At 62.0% G+C, this 19685-nt stretch carries 16 protein-coding genes; 8 read left to right on the top strand and 8 right to left on the bottom strand.

Annotated elements, in window-relative coordinates:
• Positions 1–29: 29 nt before the first annotated feature.
• Both BBJ66_RS26550 and BBJ66_RS26545 read right to left on the bottom strand, forming a co-directional pair.
• On the bottom strand, positions 30–1520 hold the full coding sequence (locus tag BBJ66_RS26550) for a TRAP transporter large permease (protein WP_071091030.1): 1491 nt from the start codon (positions 1518–1520) through the stop codon (positions 30–32).
• A gap of 21 nt (positions 1521–1541) precedes the next feature.
• Positions 1542–2081 (bottom strand): TRAP transporter small permease subunit, encoded by a 540-nt coding sequence (locus BBJ66_RS26545; RefSeq protein ID WP_049734749.1) that lies wholly within the window; start codon positions 2079–2081, stop codon positions 1542–1544.
• 326 nt (positions 2082–2407) lie between these two features.
• On the opposite strand from BBJ66_RS26545, the gene BBJ66_RS26540 reads away from it, so the two are divergent.
• From BBJ66_RS26540 to BBJ66_RS26515, 6 genes are all read left to right on the top strand, one after another.
• Complete coding sequence (locus tag BBJ66_RS26540) at positions 2408–4711, top strand: putative bifunctional diguanylate cyclase/phosphodiesterase (RefSeq protein WP_071091027.1); 2304 nt, start codon at positions 2408–2410, stop codon at positions 4709–4711.
• A gap of 142 nt (positions 4712–4853) precedes the next feature.
• Positions 4854–5606 (top strand): N-acyl amino acid synthase FeeM domain-containing protein, encoded by a 753-nt coding sequence (locus tag BBJ66_RS26535; protein WP_071091024.1) that lies wholly within the window; start codon positions 4854–4856, stop codon positions 5604–5606.
• Between the two features lie 180 nt (positions 5607–5786).
• Entirely contained in the window at positions 5787–6011 is a 225-nt protein-coding gene (locus BBJ66_RS26530) for an aa3-type cytochrome c oxidase subunit IV (protein ID WP_049734747.1), read from the top strand.
• A gap of 203 nt (positions 6012–6214) precedes the next feature.
• Positions 6215–7363, top strand: coding sequence for a Re/Si-specific NAD(P)(+) transhydrogenase subunit alpha (locus BBJ66_RS26525; RefSeq protein WP_049734746.1), 1149 nt, complete (start codon positions 6215–6217; stop codon positions 7361–7363).
• Positions 7363–7761 carry a proton-translocating transhydrogenase family protein gene (locus BBJ66_RS26520; protein WP_071091022.1) on the top strand — a complete coding sequence of 133 codons (399 nt, stop codon included), beginning with the start codon at positions 7363–7365 and terminating at the stop codon, positions 7759–7761. Before BBJ66_RS26525 ends, BBJ66_RS26520 begins: the two co-directional genes overlap by 1 nt.
• 7 nt (positions 7762–7768) lie before the next feature.
• The gene (locus BBJ66_RS26515) at positions 7769–9166 is read left to right on the top strand and encodes an NAD(P)(+) transhydrogenase (Re/Si-specific) subunit beta (protein WP_071091020.1); all 1398 of its coding nucleotides are present in this window, start codon (positions 7769–7771) and stop codon (positions 9164–9166) included.
• A gap of 56 nt (positions 9167–9222) precedes the next feature.
• Here BBJ66_RS26515 and BBJ66_RS26510 read toward each other — a convergent pair whose 3' ends face one another.
• The 5 genes from BBJ66_RS26510 to BBJ66_RS26490 form a co-directional block, all read right to left on the bottom strand.
• On the bottom strand, positions 9223–9705 hold the full coding sequence (locus BBJ66_RS26510) for a DUF992 domain-containing protein (protein ID WP_049734744.1): 483 nt from the start codon (positions 9703–9705) through the stop codon (positions 9223–9225).
• Positions 9706–9765: 60 nt separating this feature from the next.
• Positions 9766–11418, bottom strand: coding sequence for a sensor histidine kinase (locus BBJ66_RS26505; RefSeq protein ID WP_071091017.1), 1653 nt, complete (start codon positions 11416–11418; stop codon positions 9766–9768).
• Between the two features lie 253 nt (positions 11419–11671).
• A complete protein-coding gene (locus BBJ66_RS26500; protein WP_049734742.1) occupies positions 11672–12538 on the bottom strand; it encodes a tetratricopeptide repeat protein in 867 nt (288 codons plus the stop codon).
• Positions 12539–12673: 135 nt separating this feature from the next.
• Positions 12674–12886: a 30S ribosomal protein S21 gene (gene rpsU / locus BBJ66_RS26495; RefSeq protein WP_003585885.1), complete on the bottom strand. Its 213-nt coding sequence runs from the start codon at positions 12884–12886 to the stop codon at positions 12674–12676.
• Between the two features lie 174 nt (positions 12887–13060).
• Positions 13061–14650 (bottom strand): adenylate/guanylate cyclase domain-containing protein, encoded by a 1590-nt coding sequence (locus BBJ66_RS26490; protein ID WP_071091014.1) that lies wholly within the window; start codon positions 14648–14650, stop codon positions 13061–13063.
• Positions 14651–14910: 260 nt separating this feature from the next.
• On the opposite strand from BBJ66_RS26490, the gene BBJ66_RS26485 reads away from it, so the two are divergent.
• Complete coding sequence (locus BBJ66_RS26485) at positions 14911–17082, top strand: CHASE2 domain-containing protein (protein ID WP_049734740.1); 2172 nt, start codon at positions 14911–14913, stop codon at positions 17080–17082.
• 6 nt (positions 17083–17088) lie between these two features.
• Here the strand turns inward: BBJ66_RS26485 and BBJ66_RS26480 are convergent, their stop codons facing one another.
• Positions 17089–18099: a FecR family protein gene (locus BBJ66_RS26480; RefSeq protein WP_071091011.1), complete on the bottom strand. Its 1011-nt coding sequence runs from the start codon at positions 18097–18099 to the stop codon at positions 17089–17091.
• A gap of 300 nt (positions 18100–18399) precedes the next feature.
• Here BBJ66_RS26480 and BBJ66_RS26475 point away from each other — a divergent pair, with 300 nt between their 5' ends.
• Positions 18400–19653: a sarcosine oxidase subunit beta family protein gene (locus BBJ66_RS26475; RefSeq protein WP_049734738.1), complete on the top strand. Its 1254-nt coding sequence runs from the start codon at positions 18400–18402 to the stop codon at positions 19651–19653.
• Positions 19654–19685: the final 32 nt, after the last annotated feature.

Raw genomic sequence — 19685 nt, 5'->3', positions numbered from 1 at the left:
TTTTGTTTTGGCCCTGTTATGTGGCGGGGTTATTTGGCGGGAGGCGGCGGTGCTCCCGGCAGGCCGAGTGGCGGCAGGGTCAGGCCGGGGATCTGCGGCGAGCCGTTGCCGCCGCCGCCCAGCGGCGGCAGGCCGAGCTGGCCTCCGAAGCCCGGGACTTCGATCTTGATCGAGTTCGGGTCGACCTTCGGGCCGTGATCCAGCCAATAAGTCACCGATTGCGGCCAGAAGATCACGATCGCCACCAGGATCAGCTGCATGCCGACCCAGGGGAGGGCACCCATGTAGATATCCGAGGTCTTGACGTCCTTGCCGGCGATCGAGCGCAGATAGAACAGCGCGAAGCCGAAGGGCGGATGCATGAAGCTCGTCTGCATGTTGACGCAGATCAGCACGCCGAACCAGATCAGGTCGATGCCGAGATGGGAGGCGACGGGGGCAAGCATCGGGATGACGATGAAAGCGATCTCGAAGAAATCGAGGAAGAAGGCGAGCACGAAGATGAAGATATTGACGAAGATCAGGAAGCCGACCGGGCCGCCGGGAAGGCCCGACAGCATGTGTTCGATCCAGCGCGAGCCGTCCATGCCCTGGAAGACCAGGCTGAAACAGGTGGAGCCGATCAGGATCATCACCACCATTGAGGTAATGTGGGTGGTCGATGCCATCGCCTCGCGGATCAGCGGCCAGGTGAGGCGGCGATTCATGGCGGCGAGCGCCATGGCGCCGACAACGCCCAGCGCACCGGCTTCCGTCGGCGTCGCAAGGCCCATGAAGATCGTGCCGAGCACCAGAAAGATCAGCACGATCGAGGGCACCATGCCCATCAGCACTTTGGCGAGCAGCGCCCAGTTGAAGTCGCCGCGCACTTCCTTCGGCAGCGGCGGCATCGATTTCGGCCGGATGATCGACATCACCAGGATGAAGAGCACGAAGATCGACACCTGCAGGATCGAGGGGCCGATCGCGCCGAGATACATGTCGCCGACCGACCGGCCGAGCTGGTCGGCGAGAACGACGAGCACGAGCGAGGGCGGGATCACCTGGGTGATGGTGCCCGAGGCGGCGATGACGCCGGTCGCAAGGCGCGGGTTGTAACCGTAGCGCAGCATGATCGGCAGCGAGATCACGCCCATGGTGATGACGGAGGCGGCGACCGTGCCGGTGATGGCGCCGAGAACCGCGCCGACGAGGATGACGGCATAGGCAAGGCCGCCCGGTATGCCACCGAAAAGTTTGCCGGTGCCTTCGAGCAGGTCTTCGGCGAGCCCGCAGCGCTCCAGCACCGCGCCCATGAAGGTGAAGAAGGGGATGGCGAGCAGCAGGTCGTTGGAAAGGATGCCGAAGAAGCGCAGCGGCAGCGCCTGCAGGAAGACTTCGCCGAAATGGCCGGTGACGATGCCGATGATGCCGAAGAACAGGCCGACGGCGGCCAGCGAAAAGGCGACCGGAAAGCCGTAGAGCATGAAAATGACCATGCCCAGGAACATCGCCGGCGGGATGATGCCGAAATCAAACAAATCCGTTTCTCCCCGGGAGCGCTATTGCAGCGGCTTTTCGTATGTCGTGTCGATCTTGATGTGGCCGGTCAGGGCGGCGATCCGCTTGATCAGCTCGGAAACGCCCTGAAGGGAGAGCAATGCGAAACCGGCGACAAGGACCAGCTTGACGGGCCAGCGGATCAGCCCGCCGGCATTGCCCGATATTTCGCCCTGCTGATAGGACAGCGTGAAGAAGGGCCAGCAGATCCAGGTGAGGAAGACGCAAACCGGGATGAGAAAGACGATGAGGCCGACGATGTCGATCCAGATCTTGGCTTTGTCGGAAACCGAACCATAGATCAGGTCGACGCGAACATGCTCGTTGTTGCGCAGCGCATGCGAGGCGCCGAGCATGACGACGAAGGCGAAGAGATACCATTGGATCTCGAGCCAGCCGTTCGAACTGTAATTGAAGGCGTAGCGGACGATGGCGTTTCCGGCGCTGATCAGACAGCAGAACAGCACCATATATTCGGAAAGTTTGCCCATGATCCGACTGACCGAATCGATCAGCCGGCTTGCCGCCAGAAGTCCCGACATTCGTTTCCCTTGTTTTTGCCCTGCCGTTTTTCCGGCAGCTTTCCCTCTTGCAATCGATGTAGACCACGGCCTTCGAAATTGGAAGGATAAATGCCTCGGCTTGGAGTATAGTCTTAGATGGCGTGACCCGGTGGTGTGGCCGGATACTAATTCGACAACCCAGGCGTGGATAAAAATTTCAACAACCTCGCCAAGAGGCTGCAATAACGCGTGTAAGCTGCACGGTTCATCCTCTGGTTTTAGAAAATTTGACCAAATGTTTGATTCCATTGAAATCAATTTTTAAAGGGTTGGGCTTAGAATTCCCGCGCACAGGGAAAGTGTGGATGAAGCCAGATAACCCGAACAGGGTCCCTTTAGATGTGTATCTGTCGTTTGTGAGTTCCCTTTCCGGGAACCGCATGACGCTTCTTGCCGGCGTGATCGTGCACGTCGCGACGTGCCTTGCCGTTGCCGCCAAGACCCAATCCTTCGTCTACATCCTGCTGGCCGCTGCCTTCCTCCTGGTCTTCTGCATTCGCATGGTCATTTTCCGGCAGTTCGATGGGGTCGACAAGGAGAGCCTGTCGCACGCCGGAATCGAGCGTTGGGAGCGGATCCTGGTTGCCGGTGCGGCCTGCACCACCGCGCTGCTTGGCCTTGCCAGCGGTTACGCCATCTTCGTCGTTCACGATTCTTTTGCCGAACTTGCCTGCATCGCCGTCACCATGGCGACCATGGTTTCCGTCGTCGGCCGCAATTACGGTTCACGCCTGGCGGTCGACCTGCAGACCTTCTCCTGCTGTCTGCCGATGATCGTCTGCAGCCTGATGGCGCTGGATTTCTATCGTGGCCTGCTGTCGATCTTCCTCATTCCCTTCTGGTTGACGACGCGGGCGATGGCGAACGGCGTGCGCGAGTTCCTTTATGAGAATGTCATCGCGCGCCGGGAAATCACCATCATCGCCGACCGCTTCGATACGGCGCTGAACAACATGCCGCATGGCCTGGTCATGGTCGATGCCGAAAACCGTATCCAGGTCGTCAACCGCAAGGCTTGCGAGCTTCTGAAGATCGGTGCGCCGGAGCGGCTGAAAGACCGCGATCTCGGCGCCGTGCTGCGCTACGGCGCGCGCTACAGCTTCATGGACGCCTCGCAGCCGGAACTCATCCTGCGCCAGCTCACCCAGGTCGCCGAAGGCAACCTGTCGCGCACGCTCGTTCATTTTCCCGAGGGCCTGTCGCTGGAATTCTCCGCCAGCCGAAGGGCCGATGGCGGCGCCGTGCTGATCTTCGAGGACGTGTCGAGCCGGGTGAAGGCGGAGCAGAAGATCATGCACATGGTCCGCTTCGATGCGCTGACCGGCCTGCCGAACCGGGAATATTTCGGGCAGCTGGTGCAGGAGTATCTCGCCAAACATCCGAGAAAGACCGGACCCCTCGGCTTCATGGTGCTCGACATCGACGAATTCAAACATGTCAACGACATGCGCGGCCATGTCACCGGCGATCATCTGCTCTGCGCTATCGCCGCCCGCGTCAAGCAGGCCTCCGGCAACGCCATTCTCGGCCGGCTGATGGGCGACCAGTTCATCCTGTTCTTCCCGCATGCGAGGGAGCCGGCCTCGCTCGACATCGAGATCCGCCGTGTGCACGCCGCGATCCAGGGGCACTACGAGGTCGACGAGCTGACTTTCCTCGTTTCGCTCAGCGCCGGCTACGCCATCCTCGAAAGCACCGCCTTTGCCATGGACGAATGGAGCGTCAAGGCGGATCTTGCCCTGTTCGAAAGCAAGTCGCGCTTCAAGGGCGGCATCTCCGGCTTCGAGCGGGAGATGGACGGCCGCTACATCGAACAGCAGAAGCTGAAGGCGGATCTGCGCGAGGCGGTTTCGGCGCAAGCGCTGCATCTGGTCTTCCAGCCGATGTTCAGGGCCGACGGTTCGCGGATCGAATGCGCCGAGGCGTTGGCGCGCTGGGTGCATCCAGAGAAGGGCTCGATCCCGCCCGATGTCTTCATCCGGCTCGCCGAGGATATGGGCATCATCTCCGATATCACCCGCTTCGTCCTGTTCAAGGCCTGCAGCGAATGCATGAACTGGCCGGACCATATCGCCGTCTCGGTCAACCTCTCGGCGCGGGATCTCAGGGATGCCGATATTCTTCAGGTGGTCGCCGATGCGCTTGCCAATTCCGGCCTCGACGCGGCGCGACTGCATCTCGAAGTCACGGAAAGTTGCCTGATCGACGAGCCGGCGGCCGTGCGCGCCATCCTGGCCGAACTCAGGGCCCGCGGCATCACCATCGCTATCGACGATTTCGGGACCGGCTTCTCCAGCCTCAGCTATCTCGACACGCTGCCGCTTGATATCGTCAAGATCGATCGCTCCTTCGTCCGCAATATCGTCGAGGACACCCGCCGCCTCAAACTCCTGCGCGGCACAGTCCACCTCGCCCGCGAACTGGGCCTGAAGATCGTCATCGAGGGTGTCGAGACCGAAGAGCAGCTCGCTCTGCTCAACAAGCACCGCAGCACCGATCTCGTGCAGGGCTATGTTTTCTCGCAGCCCGTGCCTTCCCAGAATATCCCGCTGTTGCAGCAGGGCATCGGCCGCCGCCCGGTTCAGCGCCGGCGCAACAAGGTCGCCTGAGCCTCCGCATCGGCCGCCTTTCCTCTGACAATTTTCCCCAGCGTTAACCTTAATACTTTATAAACGGCCCGAATTATCGGATTTCCTTGCCTAAATCCCGCCGGCATATGATTAATGATCCGTTAACGAGCGGATCGGGAAAATGTCAGAGACACTGTTCAAGCGTAGCGATTTCAGCGCGAAAATTTTGGAAGTTTTGGATCATGTCGAATATCGCCGCGTCGAAAGCAGCGAAGACATGGAGCAGGTGGAACGCCTGCGCTACAAGGCTTACAAGGCCCACGACGTGCTCGCGCTCGCCCCGAAGGGACTGCTTGACGACAGCGATTTCGATAGTCACGCCTATATCTTCGGCCTGTATTATTATGGGGAACTGATCAGCACCATCCGGGTTCATTATGTGACACCGGAGCATCGCCTCAGCCAATCCGGCGGCGCCTTTCCCGAGGCGATGGATGAGCTTCTGGATGCGGGGCTGACGCTGATCGATCCGGCGCGTTTCGCGGCCGACCCCGAACTCACCGCCGATTTGCCCTGGGTTCCCTATCTGACGCTGCGGCCGACCATCGTCGCGGCCGCGTATTTCCGCGCGGACCGGGTTCTCCAGTTTGTTCGGCCGCCGCATGCAGCCTTCTACAAGCGGGTCTTCTATGCCGACACGGTCGTGCCCGGCCGGCTGGCGAAGAATTACGGGATCGACATGACGCTGATGGCGACGAATGTGATCGAGGTCGGGCGCAAGCTGCTGACGCGTTATCCCTTCTTCATCTCCAGCGCCAGTGAGCAGCGGATGATGTTTTCGCGCAATCCCAACGACACATTGCCACCGCTCACCATCATTCCGACGGCGCGCTTCGTGCCGCAGGGCGAACTCGGCACCGACCTGCCGCTGTGATCACGGCGCCGCCCGCCTGAGGCCTGTTCCAGCCACGGGACATGGCGGTTATCAAGCGCGTCTGCGGCATTCTCATGCATTGCGCTTTCGCCTGTCATTGTGTAATTCCTGCAAGCAGGGATTTCCCTCGCCAGCCGAGGGAATCAGGCAGCGCAGAGGCATTTCAGGGAGACGATATTTATGGCCGAACATCATACCGGACCGGTCGAGACCGGGGCACCGATGGATTACAAGGAACATGAAAAGACCTACGACATGTTCATCACCGCCACGAAATACGGCTCGATGCTTCTCATCGTCCTCCTGCTTGCGATGACCGCAGGTTTCTTCGGCGGCGCCGGCCTTCTCGGCGGCCTCTTCGTCTTCATCATTCTTCTCGCTGCCGGCGTCTTCCTGGTCCGCTGATCGCGGCAAAGGGGGAGGGCTTCGCCGAAGCTTGTCACTGAAGCGCGTCGCGATCGGTCAGATTCGCTGCTCGCGCTTCAGGTCTATATTTTCTCGCATATGGTTATCGCAGAACCGCCGGACAGTTTTGCGCGACATGCTTTAGGTGCTTGGCCTGCGCAGGGAAGCCTGCGGCGGTCTGGCTGACCCGGAGGAGGGGGCAGTTGGGCAATATCGTTTTCGTTGCAAGGGAAATTGCGGGTGAGGAGACGCGCGTCGCGGCCTCCGCCGAGACCGTGAAGAAAATGAAAAGTTTCGGCTTCGACATCGTCGTCGAAGCCGGTGCCGGTGCGGCGTCGCGTGTTCCGGACGGAGAGTTCGAGGCTGCGGGCGCCAGGATCGGCAGTTTTGCCGATGCAGCCTCCGCCGACGTCGTGCTGAAGGTGCGCCGCCCGACCGAACAGGAAATCTCGGGCTATAAAAGCGGTGCCGTGGTCATCGCCATCATGGATCCCTACGGTAATGACGAAGCGATCGCGGCGCTGGCAGGCGCCGGCCTCTCGGCTTTCGCGATGGAACTGATGCCGCGCATTACCCGCGCCCAGTCCATGGATGTGCTGTCGTCCCAGGCCAATCTCGCCGGCTATCAGGCAGTCATCGAGGCGGCGGCGGTCTATGACCGCGCCATGCCGATGATGATGACGGCTGCCGGCACCGTGCCGGCCGCCAAGGTCTTCGTCATGGGCGCCGGCGTCGCCGGTCTTCAGGCGATCGCCACCGCACGGCGCCTGGGTGCTGCGGTCTCGGCCACCGACGTGCGCCCGGCCGCCAAGGAGCAGGTGGCCTCGCTCGGGGCCAAGTTCATCGCCGTCGAGGACGAGGAGTTCAAGGCGGCGGAAACGGCCGGCGGCTATGCCAAGGAAATGTCCGCCGACTATCAGGGCAAGCAGGCCGCACTCGTGGCCGAACATATCGCCAAGCAGGATATCGTCATCACCACCGCGCTGATCCCCGGCCGCGCGGCGCCGCGGCTTGTTTCGCGCGCCATGCTCGCAGCGATGAAGCCGGGCGCGGTCGCCGTCGACCTCGCGGTCGAGCGCGGCGGCAATATCGAGGGCGTCGTCGCCGGCGAGATCGCCGATGTCGACGGTGTCAAGGTGATCGGTTTCGCCAATATGCCGGGCCGGGTCGCGGCCAGCGCTTCGGCGCTCTACGCCAAGAACCTCGTCACCTTCCTGGAGACCATGGTCAACAAGGAAAGCCGGAGCGTCGTCGTCAACCTCGACGACGAGCTCGTCAAGGCGACGATGCTGACCTATGCCGGCGACGTGGTTCATCCCGCCTTCGGCGGCGCGAAGAAGGGAGATCTGTGATGGCCAGTGAAGCAATGGACAGAGCGCTGGAACAGCTCGACCAGGCGGTGACCGCCGTTGTCACGGCGGCGGCCCATGCACCTGAGGCGGCCAGTGCTGCGACCGGCGGGGCGATCGATCCCTTCGTCTTCCAACTGGCGATCTTCGTCTTGTCGATCTTCGTCGGGTATTATGTCGTGTGGTCGGTGACACCGGCGCTGCACACGCCGCTGATGGCGGTCACCAATGCGATCTCTTCCGTCATCGTCGTCGGCGCGCTTCTGGCGGTCGGCATCTCGACAAGCCGGCTTGCGACAGGCTTCGGCTTCGTGGCGCTCGTGCTCGTCTCAGTGAACATTTTCGGCGGCTTCCTCGTGACGCAGCGGATGCTCTCGATGTACCGCAAGAAAGACCGGTGAGGAACCGATGACCAATATCGCAGCCTTCCTCTACCTCGTCTCTGGCGTTCTCTTCATCCTGGCACTGCGGGGTCTCTCGCATCCGGCCACCAGCCGCAGGGGCAATCTCTACGGCATGATCGGGATGGGGATCGCCATCCTGACGACGCTGGTACTGGCGACGCCCAATTTCGGCGGCTTCGTGCTGATCATCCTCGGCCTTGCCATCGGCGGCAGCGTCGGCGCCTATGTCGCCCGCACCATCGCCATGACCTCGATGCCGCAGCTCGTCGCCGGCTTCCATTCGCTGGTCGGCCTTGCCGCCGTCTTGGTCGCGGCCTCGGCGCTCTATACCCCCGCCTCCTTCGGCATCGGCGAGATCGGCCAGATCCACACCGAGGCGCGCGTCGAGATGGCGCTCGGCGTGGCGATCGGTGCGCTGACCTTCACCGGCTCGATCATCGCCTTCCTGAAGCTCGATGGGCGCATGTCCGGCAAGCCGATCCTGCTGCCTTACCGGCATATGATCAATGCGACCCTGCTGGTGCTGATCGTGCTGTTCATCATCGGGCTTGCCGCCACCGAAAGCCATTTCGACTTCTGGGCGGTGGTGGCGCTGTCACTGGCGCTCGGCGTTCTGCTGATCGTGCCGATCGGCGGCGCCGATATGCCGGTCGTCGTCTCGATGCTGAATTCCTATTCCGGATGGGCTGCGGCCGGCATCGGCTTCACACTCGGCAATCTGGCGCTGATCATCACCGGCGCGCTTGTCGGTTCTTCCGGCGCCATTCTTTCCTACATCATGTGCAAGGGCATGAACCGTTCCTTCGTCTCCGTCATCCTCGGCGGTTTCGGCGGCGAGACGGCATCCGGCGGGCCCGACACTTCAGACAAGACCGTCAAGCTCGGTTCGGCCGAGGATGCGGCCTATCTGATGGCCAATGCATCGAAGGTCATCATCGTGCCGGGATACGGCATGGCGGTCGCCCAGGCCCAGCATGCGTTGCGCGAACTCGCCGACAATCTGAAGAAGAACGGCGTCGAAGTGAAATATGCGATCCACCCGGTCGCCGGCCGCATGCCCGGCCACATGAACGTGTTGCTCGCCGAAGCCAATGTTCCCTATGACGAGGTCTTCGAACTCGAGGATATCAATTCGGAATTCGCCCAGGCCGACGTCGCCTATGTCATCGGCGCCAATGACGTCACCAATCCGGCGGCGCGCGACGACAAGACCTCGCCGATCTACGGCATGCCGATCCTCGACGTCGACCGGGCAAAGACCTGCCTGTTCGTCAAACGCTCGCTCGGCTCGGGTTATGCCGGCATCGACAACACGCTGTTCTACAAGGACGGCACGATGATGCTGCTCGGCGACGCGAAGAAAATGACCGAGGATATCAACAAGGCGATCGCGCATGGGTGACGCCGATACAGCCGCCCCTCGGGCGGCTGTTCGATTGAGGGGGATGGCCTGTGCCGTCATACCTCGCCCGGCACGAGCGTCATCTTCTCGACCCCGATGGCGAGGTTCAGCCCTTCCTGGGCCTGGACATTCAGCGGCTGCAACATGAACGCCTTGTTGGTGCCGCCGGCGATCACCTTGGCGCCGGCGCCTGCACCGATGCTCGCATCCGCCCCGACGCCGTAATATTCGCCGGCCAGCGCGTATTGCGGCATATCCGTGCCGGTTTTTGCCAGCACCTGCCAGATCATCACGCTCTTGCCGGTTTGGCCGATGTCGAGGCCGAACTTCTCGATTTTACCGGCATACACAGCCTTGGCGCCGCCCGATGCCGGCGTATAGGTGCAGATAAGGTTCTTTTGCGAGGTGATGATCAGACCCTGGCCGCCATCCGATCCGCAGACCAGGCGGCCAAGCGTGACATAGTTTTCCGCGCCGGCCTGATTTGCCCAGGCAGCGGCCGCCAGAGTAGCGGCTGCGATCATCGTTTGCTTGAACATGATCTTTCTCCTTGAGAACGACCTGTTCGAAACGGGTAGGGGTGGCGATTGTTCCGGGAGTTATTCCCGCTCTAGCGTGGCGCGCTGCGCCGTCAGCACCCACAACAGTCCCTCGGGCCGGAAATCGACCTGCACCGTGCCGCGGAAGGCGGAGGCGGCATGCGCCTTGATGACGGTCGTGCCGAAGCCAGAGCGGGTCGGTTCTGCCACAGGCGGGCCGCCGCGCTCCTCCCAGGTGAAGCGGAGCAGGGCGTCCGGCTTGTCCTCCTCCCTGACATCGTGCCATTCGAAGCGGACACGCCCTTGCGGGACGGAGAGCGCACCATATTTCACCGAATTGGTGGCGAGTTCATGCAGGGCAAGGCCGAGATTCTGCACAGCATCGGGCTTCAGCACGAAGTCTTTGCCTGTGATTTCGATCTGTTCATGCGATTGCGGAAAGGCCTGCAGGTGAATGTCGACAACCCGCCGCAGCGATACGCCTCCCCATTGCTCGCTGGTCAGAAGCTCGATCGAACGCCCCAACCCCTCGAGACGATCGGCGACGGCGGCCTGGAAGGTCTGGACGCTGTCGGCCTGTTTGGCGAGCTGGCGCATCATTGCCTGGGCCAGCGTCAGAAGGTTTTTGGTGCGGTGGACGAGCTCGTGCATGACGAAGCGCAGCCGGTCCTCGGTCTGGCTGCGATCGAAGGAGGCATTCGAAAGGGCGATCGCCACCTGGTTCGCCTCGATGACGCTGGTCTCGACCGGCGAGACGATATGGCCTTCACCCATGCGGTCGGCCATTTCGGCGATATCGCGGATGGTGGTGCGCACCTGTCTTGCGACTGCATAGGCGCCGAGCACCGCCACGAGCACCAGAGCCACGCCGCCGATGATGAGGAAACGCCAGGTGCTCAGGATCGATGCCTGGGCGATCGGTCCCCAGATCACCGTTTTCCACGACCAACCGGGAATCCTGGAATAACCGAGCAGCATGTGCGGCAGGATCGTCTCGTCCTGGAAGACGCCGCGTGATGCGGTGAACGCCGGCAGGATGCGCGGATCGAAGGGCGTACCGGGTTCGAGATTGGCGGGGCCGGTGGCGGCGACGACGTGGCCGCTCTGATCGATGACGGCGGCCGACCAGCCGGGAGCGAGCCCCTCGGTCGTCACCAGTTTGCCGAGATCCTTGGCGTCCTGGGTAATGATCAGGGCTGCGACGGGATCATTCTTCCGCGGCAGGGTGACGTTATAGACCCAGTCGCCGCTGGTGCGGCCGCGAAAGACGTCGGAGGCCTCGATGCGACCGGAAGTCATGACTTCCTGGAGGGCCGGGATGTTCGCTATCTCGCCGAGCGGAGTGCCGAACGCCCGGCGCGTATTCAAGAGTTGCTGGCCGGCGCGGTCGACGGCGATGACGAACAGCGTATTGTCTCTGAGGGCCGTTTCCGTGCGCTGATGGAAGGCGGCGAGATTGCCGTCTTCGAGTTCCGGTGAACTCGAAAGCAGTCGTAGCGTCGTCGCCATGTCCTGAAGCTGGCGGTCGATGATGCGTGACAGGGCGAGCGCATCCTGGGCCGTCTCACGCTTCAGCGTCGAGCGCTGATTGTCTTCCAGCTGCAGCAGAAGCAGCGCCACGAAGGCGAAGATCGGCAATGCGATCGCCACCGCCATGGCGACGAGATAGGTGCCGATCGAGGCCTTGGGAAAGAACAGTGCGACGATTTTCATTTGTTGCGCCACATCACATGCAGCGGGCAACGGTTTTTGCGAGCGGTCAGGAAAGCAAAGATCCGCATCTCTCGCAAGCCGCCCTCAAACTGGTTCGAACGCCCGATAGCAGGCTATCGAAGCAGCGCCATGTTAGGGGGAGCAGGAGCAGGTTGCAACATACTATGATATGTCATCGAGGACGACGGCAGTTTTTCGGCTTGTCGTTTCGAGGCCGTGCGGCGGCCGATATTTCGGCCGCCGTTTCATGTCCTTAGCCGGCCGAAGCGCCGACGCGGGTGAGGCCATCGCGGGCCGGCTGGTACTTTGGATCGAGGCCGACGGCATGGCGATAGGACCGGGCGGCCTTCGCCTTGTCGCCGCGCCGCTCGTAGACGAGCGCCTGGTTGGCCCAGGATTCGGCGATGTTGCCATTGAGTTCGATCGCGTGGTTGAAATCGGCAAAGGCGTTGTCGTTGTCGTTCAGCGCGATGTAGGAAATGCCGCGGCCATTATAGGGCTCGGGCGAATTCGGCGCGAGCGAGATCGCCTTCGAGAAATCGTCGATCGCCTTGTCCTGCTGATTGCGCTTCTGATAGATCAGGCCACGATTATGATAGGCGCGCCCATCGGTGGTGCCGAGTTGGATCGCCTTGTCGAAATCGTTGAAGGCCTGGTCGTCCTGGCCGGCCATGCGATAGACGTTGCCGCGGCCGATATAGGCGACGTCGTAGCTCGGATTGATCTGCAGCGCGGCATTGTAATCGCTGATCGCCTGGGCCTGCTGGCCCATGTTGCGATAGACCAGGGCGCGGTTAGCATAGGCCTGGAAGAACCGCGGATTGATCTGCAATGCAGTGTTGAAATCGTTCAGCGCCTGACGGAACTGGCCGCCGCGGCCATAGGCGGAACCGCGGACATTGTAGCCTTCGGGATCCTTGGGATTGGCGTTGATGACAGCCGTCAGCGAGGCGATATTTTCTTCCGAACCCTGCGCCTTGTCGATGCGGATCACGGCATCCGTGGTGTTTGTCGTCTCACAGCCGGCAAGGCCGAACATTGCCGCCAGCGCCAAAGCGGGCAGGAATGCGGTTTTCTGCAGGCGCCAGGCGCGGGACGGATTGAAGGTGTTGACAGCCATTCGGGCTCGCTTTCCCCATGCGGCATATCCGATACCGGGATATGCGATCTTCAGCGGCAAACTAAAAAAGGCGGTGGCGAACCCATCGCCCCCGCCACAATGCATCTGAAAACGTCGAAAAAACGACGGCAACGCTCAGCGTGCGACCAGACCTTCGCGCTGGGCGCGCTTGCGGGCCAGCTTGCGAACGCGGCGAACAGCCTCGGCCTTTTCGCGCGCACGCTTCTGCGACGGCTTCTCGTAGTAGTCGCGCATCTTCATTTCGCGGAAAATGCCTTCACGCTGCATCTTCTTCTTGAGAGCGCGGAGAGCCTGATCGACATTGTTATCGCGGACAAGTACCTGCACGAGAATCACGTTCCTTTGGTTGGTGATGCCTGCGGCGGCGCAGCGCCAGGGGCAAAAATATAACGTTCGCGCGGCCGCAGCCTTGCGATTGGTGATGCGGGATAGCAGATCGGGTATTGGAAGTCCAGATGGATATGGGAAGCGGGTGGAAAAATCACGCTTGCCCCTATCCGGTCACGATCCGGCCGCCCCGGGCGCGGTTTCATCAAGTGCGGCGATCGCCTCCTTGAGAGCCGTCCTGACCCGGAGGCGATCGGCCGGCTCCAGCCGGCTCATATCCAGATGCAGGTCGAGGCCCGACAGGTGTTCGCTGAGCACGCGGCTCTTATGGTCGGCCCCGAGCGTCAGCCCATCCACCGCATAGGGCACGATCTCGCGCTGTATGCCCTTCATCGTGATCGGCGGCAGCGGGTGCGCGTCGACGATTTCGGTCACCAGCGCATAGGTTTCGTAGCTGATGACGATTTGTCCGCCCTGGGCGATCGATTGCAGCCGGGCTGCGAGATTGGCCTCCGCCCCGATGATCGTATAGTCCATTCGGTCGCTGCTGCCGAAATTGCCGACATTGCAATAACCGCTGTTGATGCCCATCCGGACGACGAAAGGCTCTTCGGTGCCGTTTCTGCGCCATCTGTCCTTGAGTTCGCCGAGACGGCGCTGCATGTCGACGGCCATGCGCAGGCAGGCTTTCGCGTCCTCCTCCGGACCTTTGGTTTCCGGGTCGCCGAAAAACACCAGCATCGCGTCGCCGATGAACTTGTCCACCGTGCCGCCATGTTCCAGGGCAATGTTTGACATCTCCGTCAGATATTCGTTGAGCATCTCCGTCAGCGCTTCCGGCTGCAGGCGCTCGGTGGTCGCGGTGAAATCCTTGATGTCGGAGAAGAAGATCGTCAGGCGCTTGCGCTCGGTGTGAACGACGACGTCCTTCTGCCCGGAGAAGATGCTTTTGTAGATCTGCGGCGAGAGATAGCGCGAAATCTTCAGGGAAACGCTGGCCAGAAACTCGTTCGCCGCTTCCAGATCCAGGTTGGCACTATGGATCGCACGCGTCTGCTGCCGCTGGAGCAGAATGAAGCTGATGCCGATGAGAGCGACGAACAGGAAATAACAGAGCAGATATTTGAAGGCGAAGACGTTGCTCACATAGGGCTGCCGGATGATGACTTCCTGAATGCCGCGCACATCGCCGACTTTCCAATCGGTTTTCGGGCTTTCGGGATGGGTATTGTGGCAGGCAACGCAGGCCTGGCCCATGACGACGGGAGTGATGAAGCGCAAGGTATCGGTCAGGCCGACACGGGTGAGGTCGTTCAGCGTCTGCTGCGGATTGGCGCGCAGCGCGGCGAGCGCCTTGTTCTCGAAATCGTCGAGCTCGTGGGATGCGCGGCTCTTGAATGGCAGGTCGGAGACGAAACGATAGGTGATATTGGCCTGCTGCTCCTTGATGACGTCGCCGAGTTCCAGGGAAAGGGTGGCCGGCAGCGGAATGGCGCCTGGTATATTCGCGTAATTGTGGGAGACGGTCGTGCCCTCGGTCGCACCGCTGGCGTGGGCGGCGAGAACACGGCCGACGACGTTGGCGGAATAATAGGAGCGGATGCTCGATATCAGCGAGCTCATGTCGCGCGCCTGACGCCGTAGGGTATTTCCCGAGAGATCGCTGATATCGAGCCAGACGGCCAGCGGCAGTCCCGCGAGCATTGCCAGCACGACGACTATCAGCCAATAGCCGCTCCGGCGCGCGGCGGTTTCGGAAATCACGGCGACCCCTCGTTCTTCTCTGGAAAGGCATTCGATTTTCGATCGCTACAAGAACATTTCGCCGGCTGCCCGGCAAGATCGAAGCCCTACCATCCCCTGTCATTCAGGCAAAAGCCCGGCCAAAACTTAAGGCGTAGCGCGGCCCATTGAAAGAGAAGGCCCGGACGGCATGTGCGAATGGCGTTTGGAGCGAAAGCGGCGTAGCCTGCCGGCAGGTGCGGGCGGTTCTGCGGGCCGTGGAGGGGACACCCGGTGAGTTCATGACGCGCGTCCAGCAAATCGGTGTCGTTATCGGCCTGGCGATCGTGGCGCTGCTCACGATCCTGCGGGCAGAAGATCCCGGGATTTTCAAGCTGATCCGCGGTGTGACCTTCGACGAATATCAGCGGCTGGTTCCGAGGACGTTCCAGCCGATGCCGGTCCGCGTCATCGATATCGACGAGGCCTCGTTGCGCGAGTTCGGACAATGGCCCTGGCCGCGGGACCGGCTTGCCCTGCTGGTGGACCGGCTTTCTCAAATGGGCGCTTCCGCCATCGCCTTCGATATTCTGTTTTCCGAGCCGGACCGGCTGTCGCCGCGCAATGTCGTGCGCGAGGCCGCCGGGGTCGATCCTTCGCTTGCCGAGAAGCTGCCCGATAATGACGAGATATTCGCCCGGTCGATTGCCGAGAAGCCCGTCGTGCTCGGCTTCGGCCTTTCCAACGAGGGCAATTACCGGCCGCCGGTCAAAGCGGGCTTCGCCTTCACCGGCGAAAGCCCGGTCGAGGCGCCGCCCTATCTCGGCGCCTCGACGCCGCTCAGGCCGCAATTGGAGGCGAATGCGGCGGGGCTCGGCCATATCAGCCTCAATCCTGGCAATCCCTCGCCGGTGGTGCGGGCGGTTCCGCTGTTTTTGACCGACGGCCAGCAGCTCTATCCCAATCTCGCGATCGAGGCGCTGCGCGTCGCGCAGGGGGTCTCGACCTATGTTCTGTCGGGCGCGCCCGATCGCGCCGGGATCATGACATCGGCAAAGATCGGCGATTTCATCGTGCCGCTGACGGCGGCGGGCGAACTCTGGCTCTATGTCACGCCCGATCGGGCCGAGCGTTATATATCCGCCCGTCAGGTGCTTGCGGCCGAAGGGGCCTCTCCCGAGGTCGCGGCCGCGATCGACGGCAGCATCGTCTTCGTCGGCACGTCGGCGGCCGGCCTGCAGGACATCCGTGTCACGGCGCTCGGCGAGAACGTTCCCGGCGTTTCGCTGCATGCGCAGGCGGTCGAGCAGATCCTATCGGGCCAGTTCCTGTCGCGGCCGGACTGGGCGGATGGGATGGAAATCCTGACGATCGCCGTGCTCGGCTGCCTGCTCGTCGTGGTGACGACCTTCGTCAGCCCCGCCGTCGCGCTGATCTGCGGCCTGCTGATCACGGCCATGGCACTTGTCGCCTCCTGGCTCTCCTTTCTCTATGCCGGGCTTCTTTTCGATCCGCTGGCGCCGATCGTCAGCGGGTCGATCATCCATTTTGCTGCGACCTCCTTCCGGATCCTGGTGATCGACCGGGAGCGGCGTGAGGTGCGGCGCGCCTTCGGGCATTATCTTTCGCCATCGCTGCTTCATCGTATCGAGCATACCCGCGATGCCTTGCGCCTCGGCGGCGACGACCGCGAACTGACGGTCATGTTCGTCGATGTCCGGAATTTCACCGAGATCAGCGAGCGGCTGGCGCCGACCGATGTCGTCGCCTTCCTGAATACGCTGCTCGATGCGCTGAGCCGCCATGTGGTGGGCAATGAAGGTACGCTCGACAAATTCATCGGCGATTCGATCATGGCGTTCTGGAATGCGCCCGTCGACGTGGCCGATCATGAAACCAAGGCTGTCCGGGCAGCGCTTGCCATGCGCGAGACGCTCGCCGAATTGAACGCCGGCGACGCCTTCGGCTTCGGGCCCGGACAACCGGTCGGTATCGGCATCGGCATCCATACCGGCCTTGCCTGCGTCGGCAATATGGGGGCCAAGACGCGCTTCAACTATTCGGCGGTCGGCGATGCCGTCAATGTCGCGGCCCGCATCGAGTCATGCTGCAAGGAGGTCGGCTTCGATATCCTCATCTCCGACAGCACGGCGCGGTCTGTGCGGGGAATGGCGCTGATCGCGGCCGGCGCCCTACCGCTCAAGGGAAAAAGCAGCCGGACGCAGATCCTTGCCGTCGTCGGCGATGAGCGGGTCGCGGAATCTCAGGAATTCGCCGCGCTAGAGGTCGTTCACAGGCAGTTGATGGAGGCCCTGCGATCACATTCGCGGAACAGCCGGAAGCTGATCGGTGCCGTCAAGCTCAGGGCGGTGCAGGTGACCGGCGCTCTGGCGGAATTCTACCAGCGCATATCCGGCAGGACCGATCATTTTCGCGAGGCGCCGGAGGGGAGCGAAAAGAGCGCCGCCGACTGACGGACTTCAGCGTCCGCGATGGAAATTCCGGCCCCTGTCGTTGGCCCGATCTCTGTCATGATCACGATCGCGGTATCCGTCATGATGGCGGTCATGGTCTTGATGATCGTCGCCGTGATTTCCCGGCTTGCCGTCGTTGTCATGCCGGCCATGGCCATCATGCTTGTCGGGCTTATCCGGCTTGTCGTGATGCGGCCTGTCATGATCCGGTTTGTCATGATGCGGTTTGTCGGGCTTGTTCGGCCGCTCCTTTTGCGGCTCGGCCTGTTTCTGCGGCGGATCCTGCTTTTGGGGCGCAGGCTCTATTGCCGGCGGCGGCGGTTTTCTGTCTTTTCTCTCCGGCGCGACCGAGGCCATATTGCAGCCGCCGAGCATGCCGATGCCGCCTGCAAGCCGCTGATTGCCCGAAAGGAAAGGGAGCGCGCGGGGATTTCCGAGCGTATCGAGAATGCTGGGATCGACCCGGCGTGCCGCCGACATATTGCCGTTCGGCTTGGCCACCACGCAATCGCAGCGCTGTTGCAATTGCCGGCAGCCGCCCGGGCCGCAGAACTGGGCCGCGCCATTCAACAACACGACGGCGGTCGTGCCATCAGGGCCGACGTAGAAGTCGAAAGCGGTGCCGCGCACGCCGATCGTGCCGGCGGGTGTCAGGATCTGGTAGGCGGAGGAATTGGAGCTGCCGCTCACCCAGCGGAACGTGCCCTTTGCCGCTCTGATGGTGAGTTTCTTGACCGATTGGGAATCATCGAAAACATATTTGTCGATCACCACCGACGAGCCCCAGCCCACCGCGAGCTTCGTGCCGTCACGGAACAGGAACTGGCCAAGTCCCGAGGGCGATGTCTTGATGCGTTCGTTGCGATGGACGCTGGCGTCGACTTCGATGGGGCCGCTCTGTCCCGTCACCTCCGTCTTGATGACGACAGCCTGGCCGACCGGCTCGGCGGCGAGTGTCGGTTGCGCGACGGCAACCACAATGCAAAACGCCTGGAGTAATGAACGCCGACCCCACATGATACAGGAACCCCGGAAATATAGGGTGAATTAACATTTTAGTAACTGCTTGTCTTCTCGCCCACTTGGGCTAGGACCGGGCGGCGGGCCCGGGGGGAAAGTTGGTTTTGCCTTGTGCTGCCGAGCGGATTTCGCAAGCAGCGCACGATGTCGTCTAAAAACCGCGCCGTTTTCGGCATCATGTCGCTTAGTGTCAAAAGCAAAGCGTTCGGCTGTCGCAAAAGAACCGTTGTGCCGCATTTGGATTTGCGATTTGTATGGGCGCGGAGAACAGCCCTTTCCTGAAGGAGAAGAAGGCGGATGCGGAAATATTCGGTTTTTGCCGTGGCGAGGGAGGCCCTTCGTGGCCATAAGGGCTGGGAGAAGCAGTGGACTTCGCCGGAGCCGCGCGCCGAATACGACGTCGTCATTATCGGCGCTGGCGGTCACGGGCTGGGTGCGGCCTATTACCTCGCCAAGGAGCACGGCATCACCAATGTGGCGGTGATCGAAAAGGGCTGGCTCGGCGGCGGCAATACCGGGCGCAACACCACCATCATCCGCTCGAACTATCTCTATGAAGAGAGCATGCACATTTACGAGCATTCGATGAAGCTCTGGGAAGGGCTTTCTCAGGAGCTCAACTACAATGTGATGTATTCGCCGCGCGGCGTGATGATGCTCTCGCACAATATTCACGACCAGCAGTCGTTCAAGCGGCATATCCATGCCAACCGGCTCTACGGCATCGACAATGAATGGCTGACGCCGGAGCAGGCCAAGGCCTATTGCCCGCCGCTCGATATCTCGGCGAGCGCCCGCTACCCGATCAACGGCGCGGCGCTGCAGCGGCGCGGCGGTACGGCGCGGCACGACGCGGTCGCCTGGGGTTATGCCCGCGCAGCCTCGGATCGCGGTGTGCATATCATCCAGAATTGCGAAGTGACCGGCATCCGCCGCGGCCCCGATGGACGCGTGACCGGGGTCGAGACCTCGCGCGGCTTCATCGGCGCCAAGAAAGTCGCCGTGTCGGCCGCCGGCCATACATCGACGATCATGAAGATGGCCGATGTGCGCGTGCCGCTACAATCGAGCCCGCTGCAGGCGCTGGTCTCCGAGCCGCTGAAGCCGATCTTTCCGTGCGTCGTCATGTCGAACACGGTGCATGCCTATATCTCCCAGTCCGACAAGGGAGAACTCGTCATCGGCGCAGGCACCGACCAGTATAATTCCTATTCGCAGACCGGCGGGCTACAGATCATCACCCATACGCTCGACGCCATCTGCGAGCTCTTCCCGATGTTCCGGCGCGTCAAGATGATGCGGCAATGGGGCGGCATCGTCGACAATACGCCGGACCGTTCGGCGATCCAGTCGAAGACGCCGGTTCCCGGGCTCTACGTCAATTGCGGCTGGGGCACCGGCGGCTTCAAGGCGACGCCGGGCTCGGCCAATCTCTTCGCGCATCTGATTGCCCGCGACGAACCGCACAAGTTCAATGCCGGGCTGACGCTGGAGCGTTTCCGCAGTGGCCGGCTGATCGACGAGGCGGCGGCGGCGGCGGTGGCGCACTGATGATGAGTGCTTTCCCAACGCTCGCTCCTTTC

It is taken from the genome of Rhizobium sp. RSm-3 (genome assembly GCF_001854685.1).
Lineage (GTDB): Bacteria > Pseudomonadota > Alphaproteobacteria > Rhizobiales > Rhizobiaceae > Rhizobium > Rhizobium ecuadorense.
This window is presented reverse-complemented; position numbering and strand designations above follow the sequence as displayed.

Excerpts from the sequence above, each read along its gene's own strand:
- BBJ66_RS26520 (WP_071091022.1), top strand. The coding sequence starts at position 7,363 with ATGGCCAGTGAAGCAATGGACAGAGCGCTGGAACAGCTCGACCAGGCG.
- BBJ66_RS26540 (WP_071091027.1), top strand. The coding sequence starts at position 2,408 with ATGAAGCCAGATAACCCGAACAGGGTCCCTTTAGATGTGTATCTGTCG.
- BBJ66_RS26510 (WP_049734744.1), bottom strand. The coding sequence starts at position 9,705 with ATGTTCAAGCAAACGATGATCGCAGCCGCTACTCTGGCGGCCGCTGCC.
- BBJ66_RS26505 (WP_071091017.1), bottom strand. The coding sequence starts at position 11,418 with ATGAAAATCGTCGCACTGTTCTTTCCCAAGGCCTCGATCGGCACCTAT.
- BBJ66_RS26500 (WP_049734742.1), bottom strand. The coding sequence starts at position 12,538 with ATGGCTGTCAACACCTTCAATCCGTCCCGCGCCTGGCGCCTGCAGAAA.
- BBJ66_RS26515 (WP_071091020.1), top strand. The coding sequence starts at position 7,769 with ATGACCAATATCGCAGCCTTCCTCTACCTCGTCTCTGGCGTTCTCTTC.
- BBJ66_RS26535 (WP_071091024.1), top strand. The coding sequence starts at position 4,854 with ATGTCAGAGACACTGTTCAAGCGTAGCGATTTCAGCGCGAAAATTTTG.
- BBJ66_RS26480 (WP_071091011.1), bottom strand. The coding sequence starts at position 18,099 with ATGTGGGGTCGGCGTTCATTACTCCAGGCGTTTTGCATTGTGGTTGCC.
- BBJ66_RS26485 (WP_049734740.1), top strand. The coding sequence starts at position 14,911 with ATGACGCGCGTCCAGCAAATCGGTGTCGTTATCGGCCTGGCGATCGTG.
- BBJ66_RS26545 (WP_049734749.1), bottom strand. The coding sequence starts at position 2,081 with ATGTCGGGACTTCTGGCGGCAAGCCGGCTGATCGATTCGGTCAGTCGG.
- BBJ66_RS26475 (WP_049734738.1), top strand. The coding sequence starts at position 18,400 with ATGCGGAAATATTCGGTTTTTGCCGTGGCGAGGGAGGCCCTTCGTGGC.
- BBJ66_RS26530 (WP_049734747.1), top strand. The coding sequence starts at position 5,787 with ATGGCCGAACATCATACCGGACCGGTCGAGACCGGGGCACCGATGGAT.